We start from the raw sequence: 17,137 nt of genomic DNA, 5'->3' as shown, positions 1-17,137 counted from the left end.
CGGCTGTCCCGACAGGGAAGGACCACCGATGTCCGTCGACACGCAGCAGGCGCCCGCCGAGCTCACCGACGAGGAGCTCGCCCACCTGGACGCCCACTGGCGCGCCGCGAACTACCTCGCCGTCGGCCAGATCTACCTGCTGGCCAACCCCCTGCTGGCCGAACCCCTGCGGCCCGAGCACATCAAGCCCCGCCTGCTCGGCCACTGGGGCACCTCGCCCGGCCTCAACCTCGTCCACACCCACCTCAACCGGGTCATCAAGGCCCGCGACCTGAACGCCCTGTGCGTCTGGGGCCCCGGCCACGGCGGCCCCGCCGTACTGGCCAACGCCTGGCTGGAGGGCTCGTACACCGAGACCTACCCGGACGTCACCCGGGACGCCGAGGGCATGGCCCGGCTGTTCAAGCAGTTCTCCTTCCCCGGCGGCGTGCCCAGCCACGTCGCACCCGAGACGCCCGGCTCGATCCACGAGGGCGGCGAGCTGGGCTATGCGCTCTCGCACGCCTACGGAGCCGCCTTCGACCACCCGGATCTGGTGGTCGCCTGCGTGATCGGCGACGGCGAGGCGGAGACCGGGCCGCTCGCGACGTCCTGGCACTCCAACAAGTTCCTCGACCCGGTGCACGACGGCGCCGTCCTGCCGATCCTGCACCTCAACGGCTACAAGATCGCCAACCCGACGGTCCTCGCCCGCCTCCCCGAGAGCGAGCTCGACGAACTCCTGCGCGGCTACGGCCACGACCCGATCCACGTCACCGGCGACGACCCGGCCGCCGTCCACCGCGCGACGGCCCGCGCCATGGACACCGCCCTGGACCGCGTCGCCGCGATCCAGCGGGCCGCCCGGGAGGAGGGCGCCACCGGCCGCCCCCGCTGGCCGATGATCGTCCTGCGCACCCCCAAGGGCTGGACCGGCCCCGCCGAGGTCGACGGACTCCCCGTGGAGAACACCTGGCGCGCCCACCAGGTGCCCCTGTCCGCCGTACGCACCGACCCGGAGCACCTCGCGCAGCTGGAGCAGTGGCTGCGCTCCTACCGCCCCGAGGAACTGTTCGACGACGCCGGAGCGCCGCGGCCCGCCGTCCTCGCCGCCGTCCCCGAGGGACCGCGCCGCCTCGGCGCCACGCCCTTCGCCAACGGCGGCCTTCTGCTGCGCGAGCTGCCCCTGCCCGCACTGGAGACGTACGCCGTGCCCGTCGACACGCCCGGGGCGAGCATGCACGAGCCCACCCGGGTCCTCGGCGACCTGCTCAGGGAGGTCATGGACGCCACTGCCGACCGGCGCGACTTCCGGCTCGTCGGCCCCGACGAGACCGCCTCCAACCGCCTCCAGGCCGTCTACGCCGCCAGCGGCAAGGCCTGGCAGGAGCGGACGCTGCCCGTCGACGAGGACCTGGACCGGCACGGCCGGGTGATGGAGATCCTGTCCGAACACACCTGCCAGGGCTGGCTGGAGGGCTACCTCCTCACCGGACGGCACGGACTGTTCTCCTGCTACGAGGCGTTCGTCCACATCGTCGACTCGATGGTCAACCAGCACGTCAAATGGCTGCGCGTGACCCGCCGCCTGCCCTGGCGCGCACCCATCGCCTCCCTCAACTACCTGCTCACCTCCCACGTGTGGCGCCAGGACCACAACGGCTTCTCCCACCAGGACCCCGGCTTCGTCGACCACATCCTCAACAAGAGCCCCGAGGCGGTCCGGGTCTACCTGCCGCCGGACGCCAACACCCTGCTCTCCGTCGCCGACCACGCCCTGCGCAGCCGCGACTACGTCAACGTGATCGTGGCCGGCAAACAGCCCTGCTTCGACTGGCTGACCATGGAGCAGGCGAAGGTGCACTGCGCGCGGGACGCCGGCATCTGGGACTGGGCCGGCACCGAGGACGGCACCCGCGAGCCCGACGTGGTGCTCGCCTGCGCGGGCGACGTCCCGACCCAGGAGGTGCTGGCCGCCGCCCAGCTCGTCCGCCGCCACCTGCCCGACCTCGCCGTACGCGTGGTGAACGTGGTGGACATCGCCCGCCTGCTGCCCAGCGGGGAACACCCGCACGGCATGAGCGACTTCGAGTACGACGGACTGTTCACCGCCGACAAACCGGTGATCTTCGCCTACCACGGCTACCCCTGGCTGATCCACCGGCTCGCCTACCGGCGCACCGGCCACGCCCAGCTGCACGTGCGCGGGTACAAGGAGATCGGGACCACCACCACCCCGTTCGACATGGTGGTCGGCAACGACCTGGACCGCTACCGCCTGGTCATGGACGTCATCGACCGGGTGCCCGGCCTCGCGGTGCGCGCGGCGGCCGTACGGCAGCGGATGGAGGACGCCAGGCTGCGACACCACGAGTGGATCCGCGAGCACGGCGTGGACCTGCCCGAGGTGGCCGACTGGACCTGGTCGGGCTCGCGGTGACCGCGACCCCCTCGACCTGGGACTACGACCACTACGACGCCGCCGAGGAGCGGCTGCGCGAGTCCCTGTGCACCCTCGGCAACGGTTACTTCGCCACCCGCGGGGCCCTGCCCGAATGCGCCGCCGACGACGTGCACTACCCGGGCACCTACGTGGCCGGCTGCTACAACCGGCTCACCTCCACCGTCGCGGGGCGCGAGGTCGAGAACGAGGACATGGTCAACCTCCCGAACTGGCTGCCGCTGCGCTTCAGACCCACCGGAGGGGACTGGCTCACCCCCGACACCGCCGAGGTGCTCGACCACCGTCAGACCGTGCACCTGGAGTCGGGCGTCCTGGAGCGCCTCACCCGGTTCGGGCTCGACGGGGAACGCGTGCTGTCCGTGCGCCAACTGCGCGTGGTGCACATGGCCGATCCCCATCTCGCCGCCCTGCGCACGGAGTTCACCGCCGAGGGCGGCCCCGTCGAACTGGAGGTGGAGGCGGCCCTCGACGCCGGCGTCACCAACTCAGGGGTGCCGCGCTACCGGGACCTCGACGGACACCACCTCACCCACGTGCACACCGACAGCGCCGACGACCACACCGTGTGGCTGCGCTGCCGGACCCGCACCTCGGACATCCGGATCGGCATGGCCGCCCGCACCACGGCGGACGCGCCGGTCACCGCGGCCCGCGAGCACCTGTGCGTCACCCAGCGCACCGCCCTGCGCGCCGAACCGGGCCGCACCGCCACCGTCGACAAGGTCGTCGCCCTGCACACCTCGCGCGACATGGCGATCAGCGACCCGGTGCAGGCCGCCGTCGACCGGGTGGCCGAGGCCCCCGGCTTCGACGACCTGCTGGTGGCCCACCGCACCGCCTGGGGCCAGTTGTGGCGCCGCGCCGAACTGGACGTCCCCGGCGAGGCGGGCAACATCCTGCGCCTGCACCTCTTCCACGTGCTGCAGACCCTCTCCCCGCACACCGCCGACCTCGACGTGGGCGTACCGGCGCGCGGGCTGCACGGAGAGGCCTACCGCGGCCATGTCTTCTGGGACGAGCTGTTCGTCCTGCCCTACCTGAACCTGCACTTCCCCGAGGTCTCCCGCGCCCTGCTGCACTACCGGCACCGCCGTCTGCACAGGGCCCGCTCCGCGGCCCGCGCGATCGGCAGGCGCGGCGCGCTCTACCCCTGGCAGAGCGGCAGCGACGGCCGCGAGGAGACCCAGCAACTGCACCTCAATCCGCGCTCGGGCCGCTGGCTCCCTGACCACTCCCACCTCCAGCACCACGTGGGCTCGGCCATCGCGTACAACGTGTGGCAGTACTGCGAATCGAGCGGCGACGCCGAGTTCCTGCACACCAAGGGCGCCGAGATGCTGTTGCAGATCGCGCGCTTCTGGGCCGACTGTGCCGCCTGGGACGACCGGTTGGGCCGGCACCGCATCCGGGGCGTCGTCGGCCCCGACGAGTACCACGAGGCCTACCCCGGCGCCGACCGGCCGGGCCTGGACGACAACGCCTACACCAACGTCACCGCCGCCTGGGTGCTGTCCCGCACCCTCGACGTCCTCGCCGACCTGCCCGAGCCCCGCCGTCGTGAACTCGTCGAGCGCACCGCCCTGGACGACGCGGAACTGGAACAGTGGGACAGCGTCTCCCGCACCCTCCACGTCCCCTTCCACGAGGGCGTCGTCAGCCAGTTCGAGGGGTACGGCGATCTCACCGAACTCGACTGGGCGGGCTACCGCGAGCGGTACGGCGACATCCGGCGCCTCGACCGTCTCCTGGAGGCCGAGAACGACAGCGTCAACAACTACCAGGCGTCCAAACAGGCCGACGTCCTCATGCTGGGCTACCTGTTCTCCCCGGCGGAACTGCGTTCGCTGTTCGGACGGTTGGGCTACCGGCTCGACGAGCGGACCTGGCAGCGCACCGTCGACCACTACCTGGCCCGCACCAGCCACGGCTCCACCCTCAGCGGACTCGTCCACGGCTGGATCCTGGCCCGCGCCCGCCGTGCCGAGGCCTGGACGTACTTCCAGGAGGCGCTCAAGGGCGACGTCGCCGACCTCCAGGGCGGCACCACGGGCGAGGGCATCCATCTCGGTGCCATGGCGGGCACCCTCGACCTCGTCCAGCGCTGCCTGACCGGCCTGGAGACCCGCGCGGGCGCCCTGTGGCTGGACCCGGTGCCGCTGCCGGAGCTGTCGTCGTACGGCTTCTCCGTGCGCTACCAGGGCCACTGGGGGGTGCGGTTCCGGCTGGAGCACGGCCGGCTGGAGATCGCCGTGCCCGCGGCCGGACCACTGCCGATCGACGTCCGGCTGCCGGACCGCGAGGTGCGCCTCCAGCCGGGCGACACCTGCCGGCTGGTGCTGCCGGAGTGACCGGGTCCCGGTCCGGCGGACCGTCAGCCGGGCAGGGGGTAGGTCACCGTGCGCGGGGACCCGTCCGGCCTGCCGTCGGTGTACGTGAGGGTGATCCGCGTGAAGTGCGCCTGGCCCGTGCCCTGCTCCCCGCCCGTCGGCATGTCGAGCCGCACGGTCACCGGGTAGGAGTGGAAGGCGCCCGCGGCGCAGTACGGGTCGCAGTCGTTGACGGCGTTCGTGCCGCGGCCCACGGCGGCCTGCGGGTCCCAGCGGAACCAGCGCAGGGAGACCAGCCGGCTGTTGCCGTCGCCGCAGGCGAGCACGTACGCCTCGGGTCCGATCTGCGGCTGCCCGGAGCAGTCGACCAGCACTGGATCCCCCGTCTGCTGGGTCCGCGCCGCAGGCTGTGCCGACGGTGCGGCGAAGGCCGTGCCCAGGGGTACCGCGAGCGCGGCGGCGGCACAGAGTGTGACCGCTGTCCTCATCGGGTTCCTGCCCATGTCTGCTCCCGCCGTCTCGGGGTCGCTTGTCTCCGCCTTCCCCGTTCTTCGTTCCGACCGTACGACCGTGTCCGGGAACGCACCACTCGTACGGAGCAGCGGCCGGGTCCTGCGGGGCGCCGACCTGGGCGCCGGGACGGGCATCCGCCCGGCCGTCCGGTTCGTGCGACAAGACGCCGATTGCATCCCCCGTGTGGTCCCCGCCGGGGCCCGCAACCGCCGTCCGCGCCCCGGTGTCTCATGCCGTCAAGAACGGCGACCCGACCGGGCGCCCCCTCACGTGGAGGACCGCGGTATGCACCCGACGACTGCTCCGACCGCCGCCGCCCCGACGCACTCGCGCGCCCGCGACACGGGCGACTTCCTGCTCCAGCCGCCCGACCCCGCCCGGCGCGTCCCCTGCCGCGTCGACCCCGTCGACCTGCGCCGCCTCGACCTGCTCGCGCTGCTGACCGCCGCCGGCATCGCGCCCTCGGCGGGGGACCGGGCCGCCATCGAGCAGCTCAGCCTGCTCCCCGGCAGCGTGCACACGGCACTGCACCGGTGGCTGGAGCAGGCGTACGGGTTCTGCCGCTGAGGCCGCTGAGGCGCTGACGGGCCGCGCGTTGGCCGGGGTCAGAAGTCGACGGGGTCGCGCACCAGCGGACACGTCATGCAGTGCCCTCCGCCGCGCCCCCGGCCCAGTTCCGCGCCCACGATGGTGACGACCTCCACCCGGGCCTCGCGCAACAGGGCGTTGGTGAGGGTGTTGCGGTCGTAGGTGAACACCACGCCCGGTTCCACCGCGACGGCGTTGTTGCCGCTGTCCCACTGCTGGCGCTCGGAGGCGTAGGCGTCGCCGCCCGTCTCCACCACCCGCAGCTTCGCCAGCCCGAGCGCCTTGGCGACCACGTCGACGAAGGGCGTCGTCCCCTCGTCGACGACGTCGAAGCCGGGGGCCCGGTCGCCGGGACGCAGCGAGAAGGTGTGCACCGCGTCCATGATGCGGGGGTAGAGGGTCACCACGTCCCGGTCGGCGAAGGTGAAGACCGTGTCCAGGTGCATGGCGGACCGCAGCTTCGGCATCCCGGCGACGACGACGTGCTCGGCGGCGCCGTTGCGGAAGAGCGCGGCGGCGACCTGGGTGACGGCCTGCCGCGAGGTGCGCTCGCTCATGCCCATGAGGACGACCCCGTTGCCCACCGGCATGATGTCGCCGCCCTCGAAGGTGGCCTGCCCCCAGTCCTGCTCGGGGTCGCCCCACCACACGGTCGAGCCCTTGAAGTCGGGGTGGAAGGTGTAGATCGCCTTCATCAGCAGCGTCTCGTCGTGCCGTGCGGGCCAGTACAGCGGGTTGAGGGTGAGACCGCCGTACAGCCAGCAGGTGGTGTCCCTCGTGTACAGGGTGTTCGGCAGCGGGGGCATCAGGTACTCGCGGGCGCCGGTGGACTCGCGGGCGAGCGAGAGGTGCGGGGAGCGGAAGTCCTCGGGCAGGTCGCCGGTGGCGAGCCCGCCGACGAGGTACTCGGCGAGCTCCCTGGGCGAGAGGGTCTCCAGATAGGCGCGGGTCGCGTCGATCAGGCCGATGCCGACTTGGTTGGCGACGATCTTGCGGTCCAGGAGCCACGCCTTGGCCTGTGGAAGGGCCATGATCTGCGCCAGCAGGTCGTGCAGCTCGACCACCTCCACCCCGCGCCGGCGCAGTTCACCGACGAAGGCGGCATGGTCGCGCTGGGCGTTCTCCACCCACATGACGTCGTCGAAGAGCAGCTCGTCGGAGTTGGTGGGGGTCAGCCGCCGGTGCGCCAGGCCGGGGGAGCACACCAGGACCTTGCGCAGCCTGCCGACTTCGGAATGGACGCCGAGCGCGGGCCTGACGGCGCTCTCGTTGCTGGTCACACGGCCTCCTTGAGGGATGCGGATGCGGTAGGGGGCGGGGGAGACGAAGCGGGTGGGACCTGCTCACAGGCTGATCCACCCCGCCACCAGGGCGACGAGGCCGAGCACCGCGCCGGTCACGGAGACGGTCAGGACGACCAGTTCCCCGGGCGAGAACAGCCGGCGGCCCTGCTCGCGGCGGGCCGTCACGAACAGGACGGTCGCCGGGGCGTAGACGACGAAGGACACCAGTACGAACTAACTTCAGCCCGGCCGCGTAGAGCAGGAAGGCGGTGTACAGCGTGGCGACCACCCCGACGGCCAACTCCCTGACCGAGGTGCGGCCGCCCTCGGCCCGCGGGTCGTCCCGGCTGCCGATCCGCACCGCGAAGGCCGCCGCTGGCAGATACGGGATCAGGGAGAGGGCGCTGGTCAGGTTGAGCGCGAAGTCGAAGGCGTCGCTGGAGAAGCTGGTGGCGATCAGCACCACCTGGGTGAGCAGCGACGACATCAGCAGCGCCGGCACCGGCACGTCGGCGGCGCTGGCGCGGCGCAGGAAGCGCGGCATGTCGTCGTCCTTGGCCGCGACGAAGAGCACCTCCGCCGCCATCAGCGTCCAGGCCGGACAGGCGCCAGGCCAGACCGACCCCACGGTCGACATGATCAGGACCCAGTACGTCACGTTGCCCACACAGGAGCTCGCCCAGTAGCCGAAGGCGGCGAAGAAGCCCAGGTACTCGCCGAAACCCGCCTTGGCGTACGCGTACACACCGGCGTCGAGGTCGGGTCTGCGCACCGCGAGGGACTGGAAGACGAAGGCCAGGGTCAGCATGCCGGTGCCCGCGATCGCCCGGGCGATCAGCGCGCCCGCGACGCCGGTCTCCGCGGCGAAGCGCCCCGGCAGCGAGAACACCCCGGCGCCCACCATCGACCCGACGACCATGGCGGTCAGGGTGAACAGGCCCACCTTCGCGGTGGGCGGGGATGTGCGCTCGACGTCGGAAGCAGCGGCCTGCGACATGCCGTCCCTCCGGGTGGCCGGTCGATTGGGACCAATGTGCACCAGGTAGGCGCTTGGGGCATCTTGGTCAGCCGTGCAGGGCGAGGTACGGGGCGAGCGCGAACAGCGTCGCGATCAGGGCGTACTTCAGCCGGCGCGTGGGCAGCGCGTGGGCGATCCGCCAGCCCAGCAGCACCCCGGCCAGCTCGGGCACGCCGACCAGCACCGCCAGCGGCCAGTCGACGGCACCCCGGGCCAGGTAACCCACCGTTCCCACCCCGGCGATGACGACGGACTGGGCCTGCGCGGCGGCGAGGGCCTCCAGCAGGGGCACGCCCATGGCCACCAGCACGGGGACGGTCAGCATCGGTCCGCCGATGCCCACGACCCCGGCCGCCACGGCCACCGCGCCGCCCAACCCCGCCACCACCGCCGTCGACGGGTGTGCCCGCTCGGCGGCCGGACGGCGAGCCTCGCGGAACCACACCAGGCCCGCCACACCCGCCGTGAACACCCCGAGGACCAGGCCGAACATCCGCTCGGACGCATACGAGTTGACCAGGACGCCGAGCGGGGCACCGGCGACCGCGGTCACCGCCAGGACCAGCGCGGTGTGCCGGGTCCCCGACTCGCGCAGCTGCCCGGAGCGCAGGTAGGCGGCGGTCGCGAGGACCCCGGTGGCCACATGGGTGACGAGGGCCGTCCCGGCCACCTCCGCGGGCGTCAGGCCGGTGAGGGCGAACAGACCGATGGTGGGCAGCACTCCGCCCGGCCCGACGGCGGTGATGCCCACCCCGCCGAACAGACCCAGCAGCCCCGGGGCCACCAGCACGGGCACACTCGCACCGGCCACCGCCGGCCTCCTCTCACATGTCCCGCGGCCCACCACGACGGAGCGTGGCGCGCAGGGTCATCCGGTCCGCGCGGATCCGGATCGACTCCGTGTCCACCGGCCGACCGTCCGCCAACCGGGTCAGCCGCTCCAGGGCGAACACCGCCGCCCCCGGCTCGATCCCCAGCAACCGTGCCGTACCGGGGTCCGCGTTGACCGCGTGCACGGCCACCTCGGCCCGCCCGAGCCGGACGCCCGCCGCTTCCTCGATCAGGCCGAACACGTCCCGCTCCCGCAGGTCGCCCGCGAGCACGGCACGGCCGATGCCGGCGGTCAGGTAGCTGGTGTCCAGCGACAACGGCAGCCCGTCCAGCCACCGCAGCCGCTCCACGTACACACCGCCCTCCCCGGCCGGCACCTCCAGGCGGCCGGCGATCGCGGCGGGCAGCACCGGCACCCGAGCGGCCACCCGCACCTCGTTGGTCACGGTGCCGCGCCCGGTCAGCTCCTCGGCCAGCCCGGTCAGCCGGTCGAGAGCGTGTCCGTACTTCGGCAGCAGCACCGTCGTCCCGACCCCGCGCCGACGGGTGATCAGACCCTCGTCGCGCAGCAGGGCCAGGGCGTCCCGCACGGCGTTGCGCGAGGATCCGAACCGGCGGCCCAGGTCCCGCTCGTCGGGCAGCCTGCCGCCCGCGAAGGCACCGTCCGTGATCTGCTGCCGCAGGATGTCGGCCAGCTGCCGCGCCCGCTCCTCGCGCGGCCGTCCCCCGTGGTGGTCCATGCCGCCCACGGTAACCCGCACGATGTTTCGCCGAGGTTACGCCACCCGCATTGACCTGCGGAAACGGCTGACCTGCGAGTTCGCGGGGGAGGGCGGCGCGCTGCGCCACCCGGCCCGCGGGAGGGTCACCGCGCGGTGCGCAGATCAGCGCCGCGCCGGGCCAGGTTCAGCACCCCTACGACGATCAGCGCCACCCCGAGGAGCTGCGGCACGACCCACCAGTCGCCCCGTACGTCCTCCCGGTACAGGACCACGCCGAGCAGGAGGCTCACCGTCGCGTCGCCCAGCGTGAGGGCGGGCTGGGAGGCGACCAGCGGACCGCCCTGCATGGCGTGCTCCAGCAGGAGCACGGCGCACACCCCCGCCGCCGCGAAGCCGTAGGTCTGCCAGGCGGTGCAGAAGCCGACCATGCCGTCGTCGCCCAGGACGCGCATGGAGTCCTTCATCAGTCCGGCCGTCAGCGCGTAGCACACCGCCGTGGCCGCACCGAGGCAGCCGGCGCGGGCCTTGCCCACGGGCCGCTTCAGGCCGGCGGCGGCCAGCAGGACGGCCGCCCCCGCACAGGCCGCCAGCGTCGGCACCCAGCGGTCCAGGGGCACGTCGGTCTCGCCGCCGCCCGGAGCGGCCGAGGCCAACGCGACTCCGAGCCCCACGACCACCCCGCCCACGGCGAGCCACATGACCTCCGGCAGCCGGTTGCCGGTCAGCAGCGAGGCCAGCAGCAGGGCCAGCGGAAGCTCCAGCACGAACAGGGGCTGTACGAGTGACAGCGGGCCCGTCGCCAGGGCGACCGCCTGACCCACACCGGCCACCACGACGGCCAGCATGCCGCCGAGCCACACGGGGCGCCGCAACAGGTCGAGGACGAGTCCGGGGCGGAACCCCTGGGACTGCGGCACGGTCAGCGCGGCCCGCCGCTGGAGCACGGTGGCCAGCGCGTTGCTGAAGGCGGCGACGAGTGCGAAGAGCACCGGCAGGACAACACCCATCCCCTGATCCTCACCCCGATCCGCCCCGGCCGCGCGCCGCGTCGTGTCGCGTCCGGGGTGCCGGGGTTGTTCAGCTGCCGCTCTGCCCGGCGGGAGCCTCGGCTGAGGGGTCCTGCTGCTGCTCGGACGGGGTGGCCCCGGTGGCGGTGTAGTAGACCGAGGTGCCCTGCTTGGTGCGCTGGGCCTGGTTCTTGGCGACGAGGCCCTCGAGCGTGGTGCGCACGACCGTGGTCTTGACGGTGCGTCCGGAGTGGGCCTCGCTCAGCGCCGTGGTGACCTCGGCGGCGGACCGCGGTTCCCGCTGCCCGGCGAGGTGCTCGCGCACCATCTCCACCAGGGTGGGCCGGCCCGCGTCCCGCGCCGCCGCGGGCTTCCCGGCGGTCTTGGCGGCGGACTTGGCGGACGGCTTGGCGGATGCCTTGGTCGCGGTCTTCGCGGGTGCCTTGTCGGGTGTCTTGGCGGCCGTCTTGGCGGCCGTCTTCGCAGGCGCCTTGTCGGCCGTCTTCGCGGGTGTCTTGGTCGTGGTCTTCGCGGGCGCCTTGTCGGTCTTCTCGGTGGTCGTCGCGGCGGTCGACCTGGTGGCCTTCTTCGCCGTCGGCTTCGGCGCCGGCTTGGCACCCGGCTTCGGGGCCGTCGCGCGCTTGGCCGCGGCGGGGGCCTTCTTGCCGCGAATCGCCCTGCCCCCGGACGACCGCGGCACGGCACCGCCACGCGGAGCCGGCACCGTCGCCGCCCCGGCCGAGGCGGCGGGCTCCGGCGCGGGGGCGGACTGCGGCGGCGAGGTGATGCCGAGAGCCTGCTGCATGTTCACCAGCAGGGCGTGGTCGTGCTGCAGCGCGGCCAGTTGCTGCTGGAGAGCCGTGATCTCCGTGCTGACACGTTCCTGCTCCTTGACGTTGCGCTCCAGGTCGTCGGTGACCTGGACGCTGTACTGCGACGCCAGTTCGGTGGCGGACTGCATCGTGCTCTCGGACATGGTGTGACTCTCCTTGGTTCGCGGCCGTGAAGCCTGACGCGCAGCCTCAGTTGTCGCTTTGTTCGCTGCCGAGTCGGTATACCACGTATGACCGCCGTCGTGGTATGTGCCGCCGCAACCCCGTGCGTGTGTTCGGGTCGCGGAGGGCGGGGGTCACCCGCCCTGGGGCACCTCCACGACCTTCCCGTGCTCGTCGACGGTATGTGTCTGCCAGTAGGTGTCCCACTTGTCGCCGACGTGTTCCGGGACCTTGCCCTCGGGGTAGCGGGTGTAACCCGCGGGCGGCTCCTCGCCCTTGGGCACACATGCGCTGCCGGTGCCACCGATGCTCAGCACCGGGTACTCGCCGCCGCCGCAGGTGGCCTCCTCCATGGAACAACCGGTCAGGACCGCCGCGGCGGCCACACAGGCCAGGACGAGACCGCGGACGGACCGCCCGGCGCGGACGGAGGGCGCGGTCGGCGGTCGGTGCAGCAGATGGGTGGTTCGCACGTTGACTCCCTGGAGGGCGACTGGTGCGGCAAGCGTCCCCCGGCGGGGGGAAGCACCTCATGAGTATGAGTACTCAATCGGACGAGCCCCTTACCTGCCCCGGTCGGCCAAGCGGTCCACCCGGCGCGCGCTCGCCCGTGCCGCCCGCTCGGCCTCCGCGACGGCGTCCGCGGCCGTACGGCCCCGCTTCTCGGCCTCCCGCCGTTCCCGTTCGGCCCCGTCGAGGTCCTCGCGCGCCGCGCGCAGCCGCTCCTCGGCGGCGGTCACCGTCTCGCGGACGCGCCCCAGTTCCTCCTCGGCCCGGCGCAGTGACTCCTGCGCGCCGGCCTGCTCGGCGCGTGCGTCCCGCAGGTGCCGTTCGGCCCGCTCGGCCTCCTGTTCGGCCCGCTCCCGTTCTTCACGCCGTTTGCGGCGCCGCTCGGCGAGTTCGTCCTTCGCGTGTGTGCGGGAGGCGGTGCGGGGAGACTGCCGAGGCTCCCTCGACCCGGGTGCGGTCCGGGCGGGCTCCGCCGGAGCGGTGCCCGAGGGAAAGGCCGAGGGCGGGGTGAGGGAGACCTCCAGACGTCCTCCGGCCCACCGGTCGGCGGCGTCCGGGTCCGCGAGGACCGCGCGCAGGGTCGCCTCGACCTCCCGCTGTGCCGCCGGGGAGAGCCGTTGCCCGGTCTCCTCGGCGAGCCGCGCGGCCTGCCGGGAGAGGGCGGCCACGATCTGCCGGCGCTGCGCCGAGAGTTCCTTCAGCCCGGCGGCGTCCAGGGTGCGGTGTGCCGCGCGCAGTGCCTGCCCCAGCTCCAGGAAACGGCGGGTCTCCTCCGGCCGGGAGCGCGTCAGCAGATTCGCCGCCCATGCGGCGAGTGTGGGCCGGCGGGCGGCGTGGATGCGGCGGGCGTCCTCCTTGCGACCGGCCGTTCTCGCGGCGGCGGCGTGTTCCTCACGCCGGGAGACGAAGGCGGACGGGGGTGTGGCGTACAGCTCGTCCAGGACCTGCTCGACCGCTTCCTCGTCCGGGCCGTCCATTTCCGGGCCGTCCTCTTCCGGGCCGTCCGTGTCCCGGCGTCGCCCGCCCTTGCGCTGCATGGAATCCGCCCTTCGTCCTTCGCCCTCGCCGGTGTGGGCTACCTCGCCGCCGCCTCCACGTCGTCGTAGACGAGCAGGCCGTCCGACCGCAGCCGGACGCCCGGGGTGGGGGAGTGGGCGGTCAGCCGGCCGTCGTGCATGAGGTGGTCCGCGGGGGTGTCACGGGCCAGCACGGCGAAGTCGGCGATGAGGCGCCGGTGGCACCGCCACCACACCGCCTCGCCGCACATGACCGCGGTGCGTTCGTGGGCCGCCCGCGCCAGCAACTCGTCCATCGCCTCGACGAACTCCGGCGAGCGGGTGTGGCCCGCGTACGCCCGGAAGGAGGCGTTGCGCCAGACGACGTCGGGCGAGCCGGGTGCGGGCTTGCGGAAGCCGCCCAGACGACGTTCCCACCGGTAGTCGAGGCCCTCCTCGGGCATCCACCGGGCCAGCCGGTCCCGCAGCAGGTCGGGGTCGCGGCGGCTGCCGGGGGCGGTCCTGACGTCGACCACGGAGGTGACACCGGCGCCACGCAGCAGTGCGGCCAGCTCCGCGCGGCCCGCGGTGCCGTGCCCGAACGTGAGCAGGTGAGGCTGCGACATGTCGTCACCGGTCCCCTCGCTGCCCGCGCCCATGCCTTCTGTCTACGGTCACCCGGGCGGCCCCGCGACCCGAACGGGGCCGACCCGGGCCGCGCTGCCGGCCGCGGGCGGTCAGCCGAAGGTGCGCCGGTAGGCGTGCGGGCTGACTCCGGTGGTGCGCTTGAAGCGGTCGCGGAAGGCCGTCGGCGAGCCGAAGCCGACCTGGGCGGCGATGCGTTCCACCGAGTGCTCGGTCGTCTCCAGCAGGTGCTGCGCCTGGCGGACCCGGGCGCGGTGCAGCCACTGCAGCGGGGTGCTGCCGGTCTGCTCCCGGAAGCGGCGGATGAGAGTCCGGGTGCTCATCCCGGCATGGGCGGCGATGTCGGCGAGGGAGAGGTCCCGGGCCAGGTTCTCCCGCAGCCAGGTGAGCAGGGGTTCGAGGGCGGAACCGCGGGGCACGGGCGGGTAGTCGTGGACGATGAACTGGGCCTGGCCGCCTTCGCGTTCGAGCGGCATCACCGACAGCCGGGCGGCGTGTGCGGCGACCGCCGAGCCGTAGTCCCGCCGGATCATGTGCAGGCACAGGTCCAGGCCCGCGGCGGCACCGGCCGAGGTGAGGATCTGGCCGTTGTCGACGTACAGGACGTCCGGGTCGACGTCGAGGTCCGGATGGGCGTCGGCGAGGGCTTTCGCGGCAACCCAGTGGGTGGTGGCCCGCAGCCCCTCCAGCAGTCCGGTGGCGGCCAGCGGGAAGGTGCCGGAGCAGATGGAGGCGATCCGGGTGCCGTTCACGGCGGCCGCCCGCAGCGCGTCGCGGACGGCGGGGGAGAGCGGGTCGGCGGCGGTGGCCGTCCCGGGCACGATGATGGTGTCCGCCCCGCGCAATCCGTCCAGCCCCCAGGGTGCGCGCAGCGTGAAGGCGCCGGCGTCGATCGCGGGGTGCTCGGCGCACACCCGGATCTGGTATCCGGGACGGCCGTCGGGGAGCCGGGTCCGGGTGAAGACCTCGATCGGGGTGGACAGGTCGAACGGGATCACCCGGTCCAGCGCGAGAACGGCGACGGTGTGCATGGCCGGAACGTACCTCCTCGCGGGACGGTGATCGGCGGCAGTGGCGGTTTCCCGTTGAAAGCCGTCACTCGTGCCACAGGCAGCGCGAACCGGGCTCCCTGTCACGCCAAGCCATTTGCCTAATACAATTAGGACGATACATAATCGACTCAGGAAAGAGCCGCACAGGCAGCCGCACCACCGCCGGAGGCGACATGCACACCAGGGACGACTGGATCACCACACCCATCACCGCGGACCTCCTGCGGGGCGCCCTCGACCTGGAGCGCACCGAGCGCGGCCTGCTGCCCCACCGGCTGCCCGCCGGGGCCCGCGCGCAGAGCAACGACGGACAGCTCGCCATGGCCGAGTCCCAGCCCTCCGGCGTACGCCTGGTCCTGCGCACCCGCGCCACCGCCCTCGAACTGGACACCCTGCCCACCAAGCGGGTCCACGCCGGTGTCCCGCAGCGCCCGGACGGCGTGTACGACCTGCTCGTCGACGGCCGTCCGGCGGGCCGGGGCAGTGTCACGGGCGGCAACACCCTGACCATCGACATGACCACCGGCACGGCGGGCGTCGAGCCCGGCCCGGTCGGCACCCTGCGCTTCGCGGACCTGCCCGAGGGCGACAAGGACATCGAGATCTGGCTGCCGCACAACGAGACCACCGAACTCGTCGCCCTGCGCACCAACGGCCCCGTCGAGCCCGCCCCGGACTCCGGCCGCCGGATCTGGCTGCACCATGGCAGCTCGATCAGCCACGGCTCCGACGCCGCGAGCCCCACCACCACCTGGCCCGCCCTCGCCGCCTCCCTCGGCGGCGTGGAACTGGTCAATCTGGGGCTGGGCGGCAGCGCCCTGCTCGACCCGTTCACCGCACGGGCGATGCGTGACACCCCCGCCGACCTGATCAGCGTGAAGATCGGCATCAACGTGGTCAACGCCGACGTCATGCGCCTGCGCGCCTTCGGCCCGGCCGTGCACGGCTTCCTGGACACGATCCGGGAGGGCCACCCCACCGTCCCGCTGCTCGTCGTCTCGCCCATCCTGTGCCCCGTCCAGGAGGACACCCCCGGCCCCCTCGCCCCGGACTTCTCCGGCATCGCCGAGGGAAGCGTGCGGTTCGTCGCCACGGGGGACCCGGCGGAACGCGCGAGCGGGAAACTGACCCTGAACGTCATCCGGGACGAGCTGTCCCGGATCGTCACCCAACGGGCCGCCGACGACGAGAACCTGTACTACCTCGACGGCCGCGAACTCTACGGACAGACCGACGCGGTGGACCTGCCCCTGCCGGACAACATCCACCCGGACGCCGCCACCCACCGCCTCATCGGCGAACGCTTCGCCAAGCTGGCCTTCGCCGACCGAGGCGCCTTCAGCGGCTGACCCTCATGAGTCGGTCCGCGGGGACCGATGAGCGTGGGCCGGTCAGAAGGGGGCCGCTTCGCATGGGGCGCGCCCCATGAGCCGGTGCTCACGCCCCGACGACGACCGCGGCGAAGCGCCGGGCCACCTCGCGCCAGACCACCTCGGCCGCGGGCTCGTCGAGCTCCGCCCGGCGGGAGAGTGCCACCGGGTCGAGGCCACGGGCCCGGAGCCGGTCGGCGTCCCAGGCCCCGACCCGGTCCGCCCCCGCCTCCGGGTGGAACTGCACGCCCCACGCCCGCTCACCGACCCGGAACGCCTGGTACGGGCACCGCTCGCTCGACATGAGCCACGCCGAGCCGGGCGGCAGGGCGGTGACGGCGTCCTGGTGGTGCTCGATCGCCGTCACCCGCTCCGGCAGCCCACCGAAGAGCGGATCCGCCCCGGCCTCGGGCCGCACGGTCAGCGGGGTGCTGCCGAACTCCGGTTCGCCGTGCTCACCGCGCACCGTGCCGCCGGCGACCTGGGCGAGGAGCTGCCCGCCGAGGCAGATCCCGAAGACCGGGTCACCCCGCCCCACCGCCTCGGCGACCAGGGCACGGGTGGGTGCGAGCCAGGGAGCGCGCACGTCGTCGTCGGGCAGGTAGCCACCGCCGAGCACCAGCACGCCGTCGTGCTCCGGACGCCGGGGCAGGGCCTCGCCGGCGTAGGCGTGCACCACGTCCAGGGTCACCCCGTCCGCGGCCAGCCAGTCACCGAACCGGCCCGCCCCACCGCCCCGATGGTTCTGCACCACCAAGAGCCGCGACATCTCCCCACCCCGCCTCACCTCGTCCGGACCCGGCCTCGCCACCCGGGAAACGCGGGGCCGTCCGCCCAC

15 protein-coding genes and 1 pseudogene are annotated in these 17,137 nt (G+C 73.3%); 4 read left to right on the top strand and 12 right to left on the bottom strand.

Annotated features, from left to right (window positions below):
- Positions 1–28 precede the first annotated feature (28 nt).
- Both IE94_RS0128370 and IE94_RS0128365 read left to right on the top strand, forming a co-directional pair.
- Entirely contained in the window at positions 29–2,419 is a 2,391-nt protein-coding gene (locus IE94_RS0128370; protein WP_030189777.1) for a phosphoketolase family protein, read from the top strand.
- A complete protein-coding gene (locus tag IE94_RS0128365; protein WP_030189775.1) occupies positions 2,416–4,791 on the top strand; it encodes a glycoside hydrolase family 65 protein in 2,376 nt (791 codons plus the stop codon). The genes IE94_RS0128370 and IE94_RS0128365 overlap by 4 nt, the downstream gene beginning before the upstream one ends.
- 23 nt (positions 4,792–4,814) lie before the next feature.
- Here IE94_RS0128365 and IE94_RS0128360 read toward each other — a convergent pair whose 3' ends face one another.
- On the bottom strand, positions 4,815–5,273 hold the full coding sequence (locus IE94_RS0128360; protein WP_030189773.1) for a hypothetical protein: 459 nt from the start codon (positions 5,271–5,273) through the stop codon (positions 4,815–4,817).
- Between the two features lie 295 nt (positions 5,274–5,568).
- Here IE94_RS0128360 and IE94_RS0128355 point away from each other — a divergent pair, with 295 nt between their 5' ends.
- Positions 5,569–5,850 (top strand): hypothetical protein, encoded by a 282-nt coding sequence (locus IE94_RS0128355; protein ID WP_030189772.1) that lies wholly within the window; start codon positions 5,569–5,571, stop codon positions 5,848–5,850.
- A gap of 38 nt (positions 5,851–5,888) precedes the next feature.
- Here IE94_RS0128355 and IE94_RS0128350 read toward each other — a convergent pair whose 3' ends face one another.
- The 10 genes and pseudogenes from IE94_RS0128350 to IE94_RS0128305 all read right to left on the bottom strand — a co-directional run bounded on the left by IE94_RS0128350 (position 5,889) and on the right by IE94_RS0128305 (position 14,908).
- Positions 5,889–7,151 carry an arginine deiminase gene (locus tag IE94_RS0128350; protein WP_030189770.1) on the bottom strand — a complete coding sequence of 421 codons (1,263 nt, stop codon included), beginning with the start codon at positions 7,149–7,151 and terminating at the stop codon, positions 5,889–5,891.
- A gap of 63 nt (positions 7,152–7,214) precedes the next feature.
- Positions 7,215–8,151: pseudogene (locus tag IE94_RS37550) on the bottom strand (amino acid permease).
- A gap of 67 nt (positions 8,152–8,218) precedes the next feature.
- Complete coding sequence (locus tag IE94_RS0128340) at positions 8,219–8,983, bottom strand: sulfite exporter TauE/SafE family protein (RefSeq protein ID WP_030189767.1); 765 nt, start codon at positions 8,981–8,983, stop codon at positions 8,219–8,221.
- 13 nt (positions 8,984–8,996) lie between these two features.
- Positions 8,997–9,743, bottom strand: coding sequence for a GntR family transcriptional regulator (locus IE94_RS0128335; protein ID WP_245235325.1), 747 nt, complete (start codon positions 9,741–9,743; stop codon positions 8,997–8,999).
- Positions 9,744–9,868: 125 nt separating this feature from the next.
- Positions 9,869–10,732, bottom strand: coding sequence for a DMT family transporter (locus IE94_RS0128330; RefSeq protein WP_030189763.1), 864 nt, complete (start codon positions 10,730–10,732; stop codon positions 9,869–9,871).
- Positions 10,733–10,802: 70 nt separating this feature from the next.
- Entirely contained in the window at positions 10,803–11,708 is a 906-nt protein-coding gene (locus IE94_RS0128325; RefSeq protein WP_030189761.1) for a hypothetical protein, read from the bottom strand.
- A gap of 153 nt (positions 11,709–11,861) precedes the next feature.
- Positions 11,862–12,200 (bottom strand): SCO0607 family lipoprotein, encoded by a 339-nt coding sequence (locus IE94_RS0128320; RefSeq protein ID WP_167343981.1) that lies wholly within the window; start codon positions 12,198–12,200, stop codon positions 11,862–11,864.
- Between the two features lie 90 nt (positions 12,201–12,290).
- Positions 12,291–13,274, bottom strand: coding sequence for a hypothetical protein (locus tag IE94_RS0128315; protein WP_030189755.1), 984 nt, complete (start codon positions 13,272–13,274; stop codon positions 12,291–12,293).
- A gap of 38 nt (positions 13,275–13,312) precedes the next feature.
- Positions 13,313–13,858: a DUF488 domain-containing protein gene (locus tag IE94_RS0128310; RefSeq protein WP_030189750.1), complete on the bottom strand. Its 546-nt coding sequence runs from the start codon at positions 13,856–13,858 to the stop codon at positions 13,313–13,315.
- Between the two features lie 111 nt (positions 13,859–13,969).
- Positions 13,970–14,908 (bottom strand): GlxA family transcriptional regulator, encoded by a 939-nt coding sequence (locus IE94_RS0128305; RefSeq protein ID WP_030189748.1) that lies wholly within the window; start codon positions 14,906–14,908, stop codon positions 13,970–13,972.
- Between the two features lie 194 nt (positions 14,909–15,102).
- On the opposite strand from IE94_RS0128305, the gene IE94_RS0128300 reads away from it, so the two are divergent.
- Complete coding sequence (locus IE94_RS0128300; protein ID WP_030189745.1) at positions 15,103–16,278, top strand: GDSL-type esterase/lipase family protein; 1,176 nt, start codon at positions 15,103–15,105, stop codon at positions 16,276–16,278.
- Positions 16,279–16,366: 88 nt separating this feature from the next.
- Here the strand turns inward: IE94_RS0128300 and IE94_RS0128295 are convergent, their stop codons facing one another.
- Positions 16,367–17,068, bottom strand: coding sequence for a type 1 glutamine amidotransferase (locus tag IE94_RS0128295; protein WP_030189743.1), 702 nt, complete (start codon positions 17,066–17,068; stop codon positions 16,367–16,369).
- Between the last annotated feature and the right edge of the window lie 69 nt (positions 17,069–17,137).

This window comes from Streptomyces violaceorubidus (genome assembly GCF_000717995.1).
Taxonomy (GTDB): domain Bacteria; phylum Actinomycetota; class Actinomycetes; order Streptomycetales; family Streptomycetaceae; genus Streptomyces; species Streptomyces violaceorubidus.
Note: the sequence above shows the minus strand (reverse complement) of the source record. Positions and strands in the feature narration are given on the sequence as shown.

Excerpts from the sequence above, each read along its gene's own strand:
- IE94_RS0128315 (WP_030189755.1), bottom strand. The coding sequence starts at position 13,274 with ATGCAGCGCAAGGGCGGGCGACGCCGGGACACGGACGGCCCGGAAGAG.
- IE94_RS0128295 (WP_030189743.1), bottom strand. The coding sequence starts at position 17,068 with ATGTCGCGGCTCTTGGTGGTGCAGAACCATCGGGGCGGTGGGGCGGGC.
- IE94_RS0128355 (WP_030189772.1), top strand. The coding sequence starts at position 5,569 with ATGCACCCGACGACTGCTCCGACCGCCGCCGCCCCGACGCACTCGCGC.
- IE94_RS0128300 (WP_030189745.1), top strand. The coding sequence starts at position 15,103 with ATGCACACCAGGGACGACTGGATCACCACACCCATCACCGCGGACCTC.
- IE94_RS0128305 (WP_030189748.1), bottom strand. The coding sequence starts at position 14,908 with ATGCACACCGTCGCCGTTCTCGCGCTGGACCGGGTGATCCCGTTCGAC.
- IE94_RS0128310 (WP_030189750.1), bottom strand. The coding sequence starts at position 13,858 with ATGTCGCAGCCTCACCTGCTCACGTTCGGGCACGGCACCGCGGGCCGC.
- IE94_RS0128325 (WP_030189761.1), bottom strand. The coding sequence starts at position 11,708 with ATGTCCGAGAGCACGATGCAGTCCGCCACCGAACTGGCGTCGCAGTAC.
- IE94_RS0128370 (WP_030189777.1), top strand. The coding sequence starts at position 29 with ATGTCCGTCGACACGCAGCAGGCGCCCGCCGAGCTCACCGACGAGGAG.
- IE94_RS0128330 (WP_030189763.1), bottom strand. The coding sequence starts at position 10,732 with ATGGGTGTTGTCCTGCCGGTGCTCTTCGCACTCGTCGCCGCCTTCAGC.
- IE94_RS0128335 (WP_245235325.1), bottom strand. The coding sequence starts at position 9,743 with ATGGACCACCACGGGGGACGGCCGCGCGAGGAGCGGGCGCGGCAGCTG.
- IE94_RS0128360 (WP_030189773.1), bottom strand. The coding sequence starts at position 5,273 with ATGGGCAGGAACCCGATGAGGACAGCGGTCACACTCTGTGCCGCCGCC.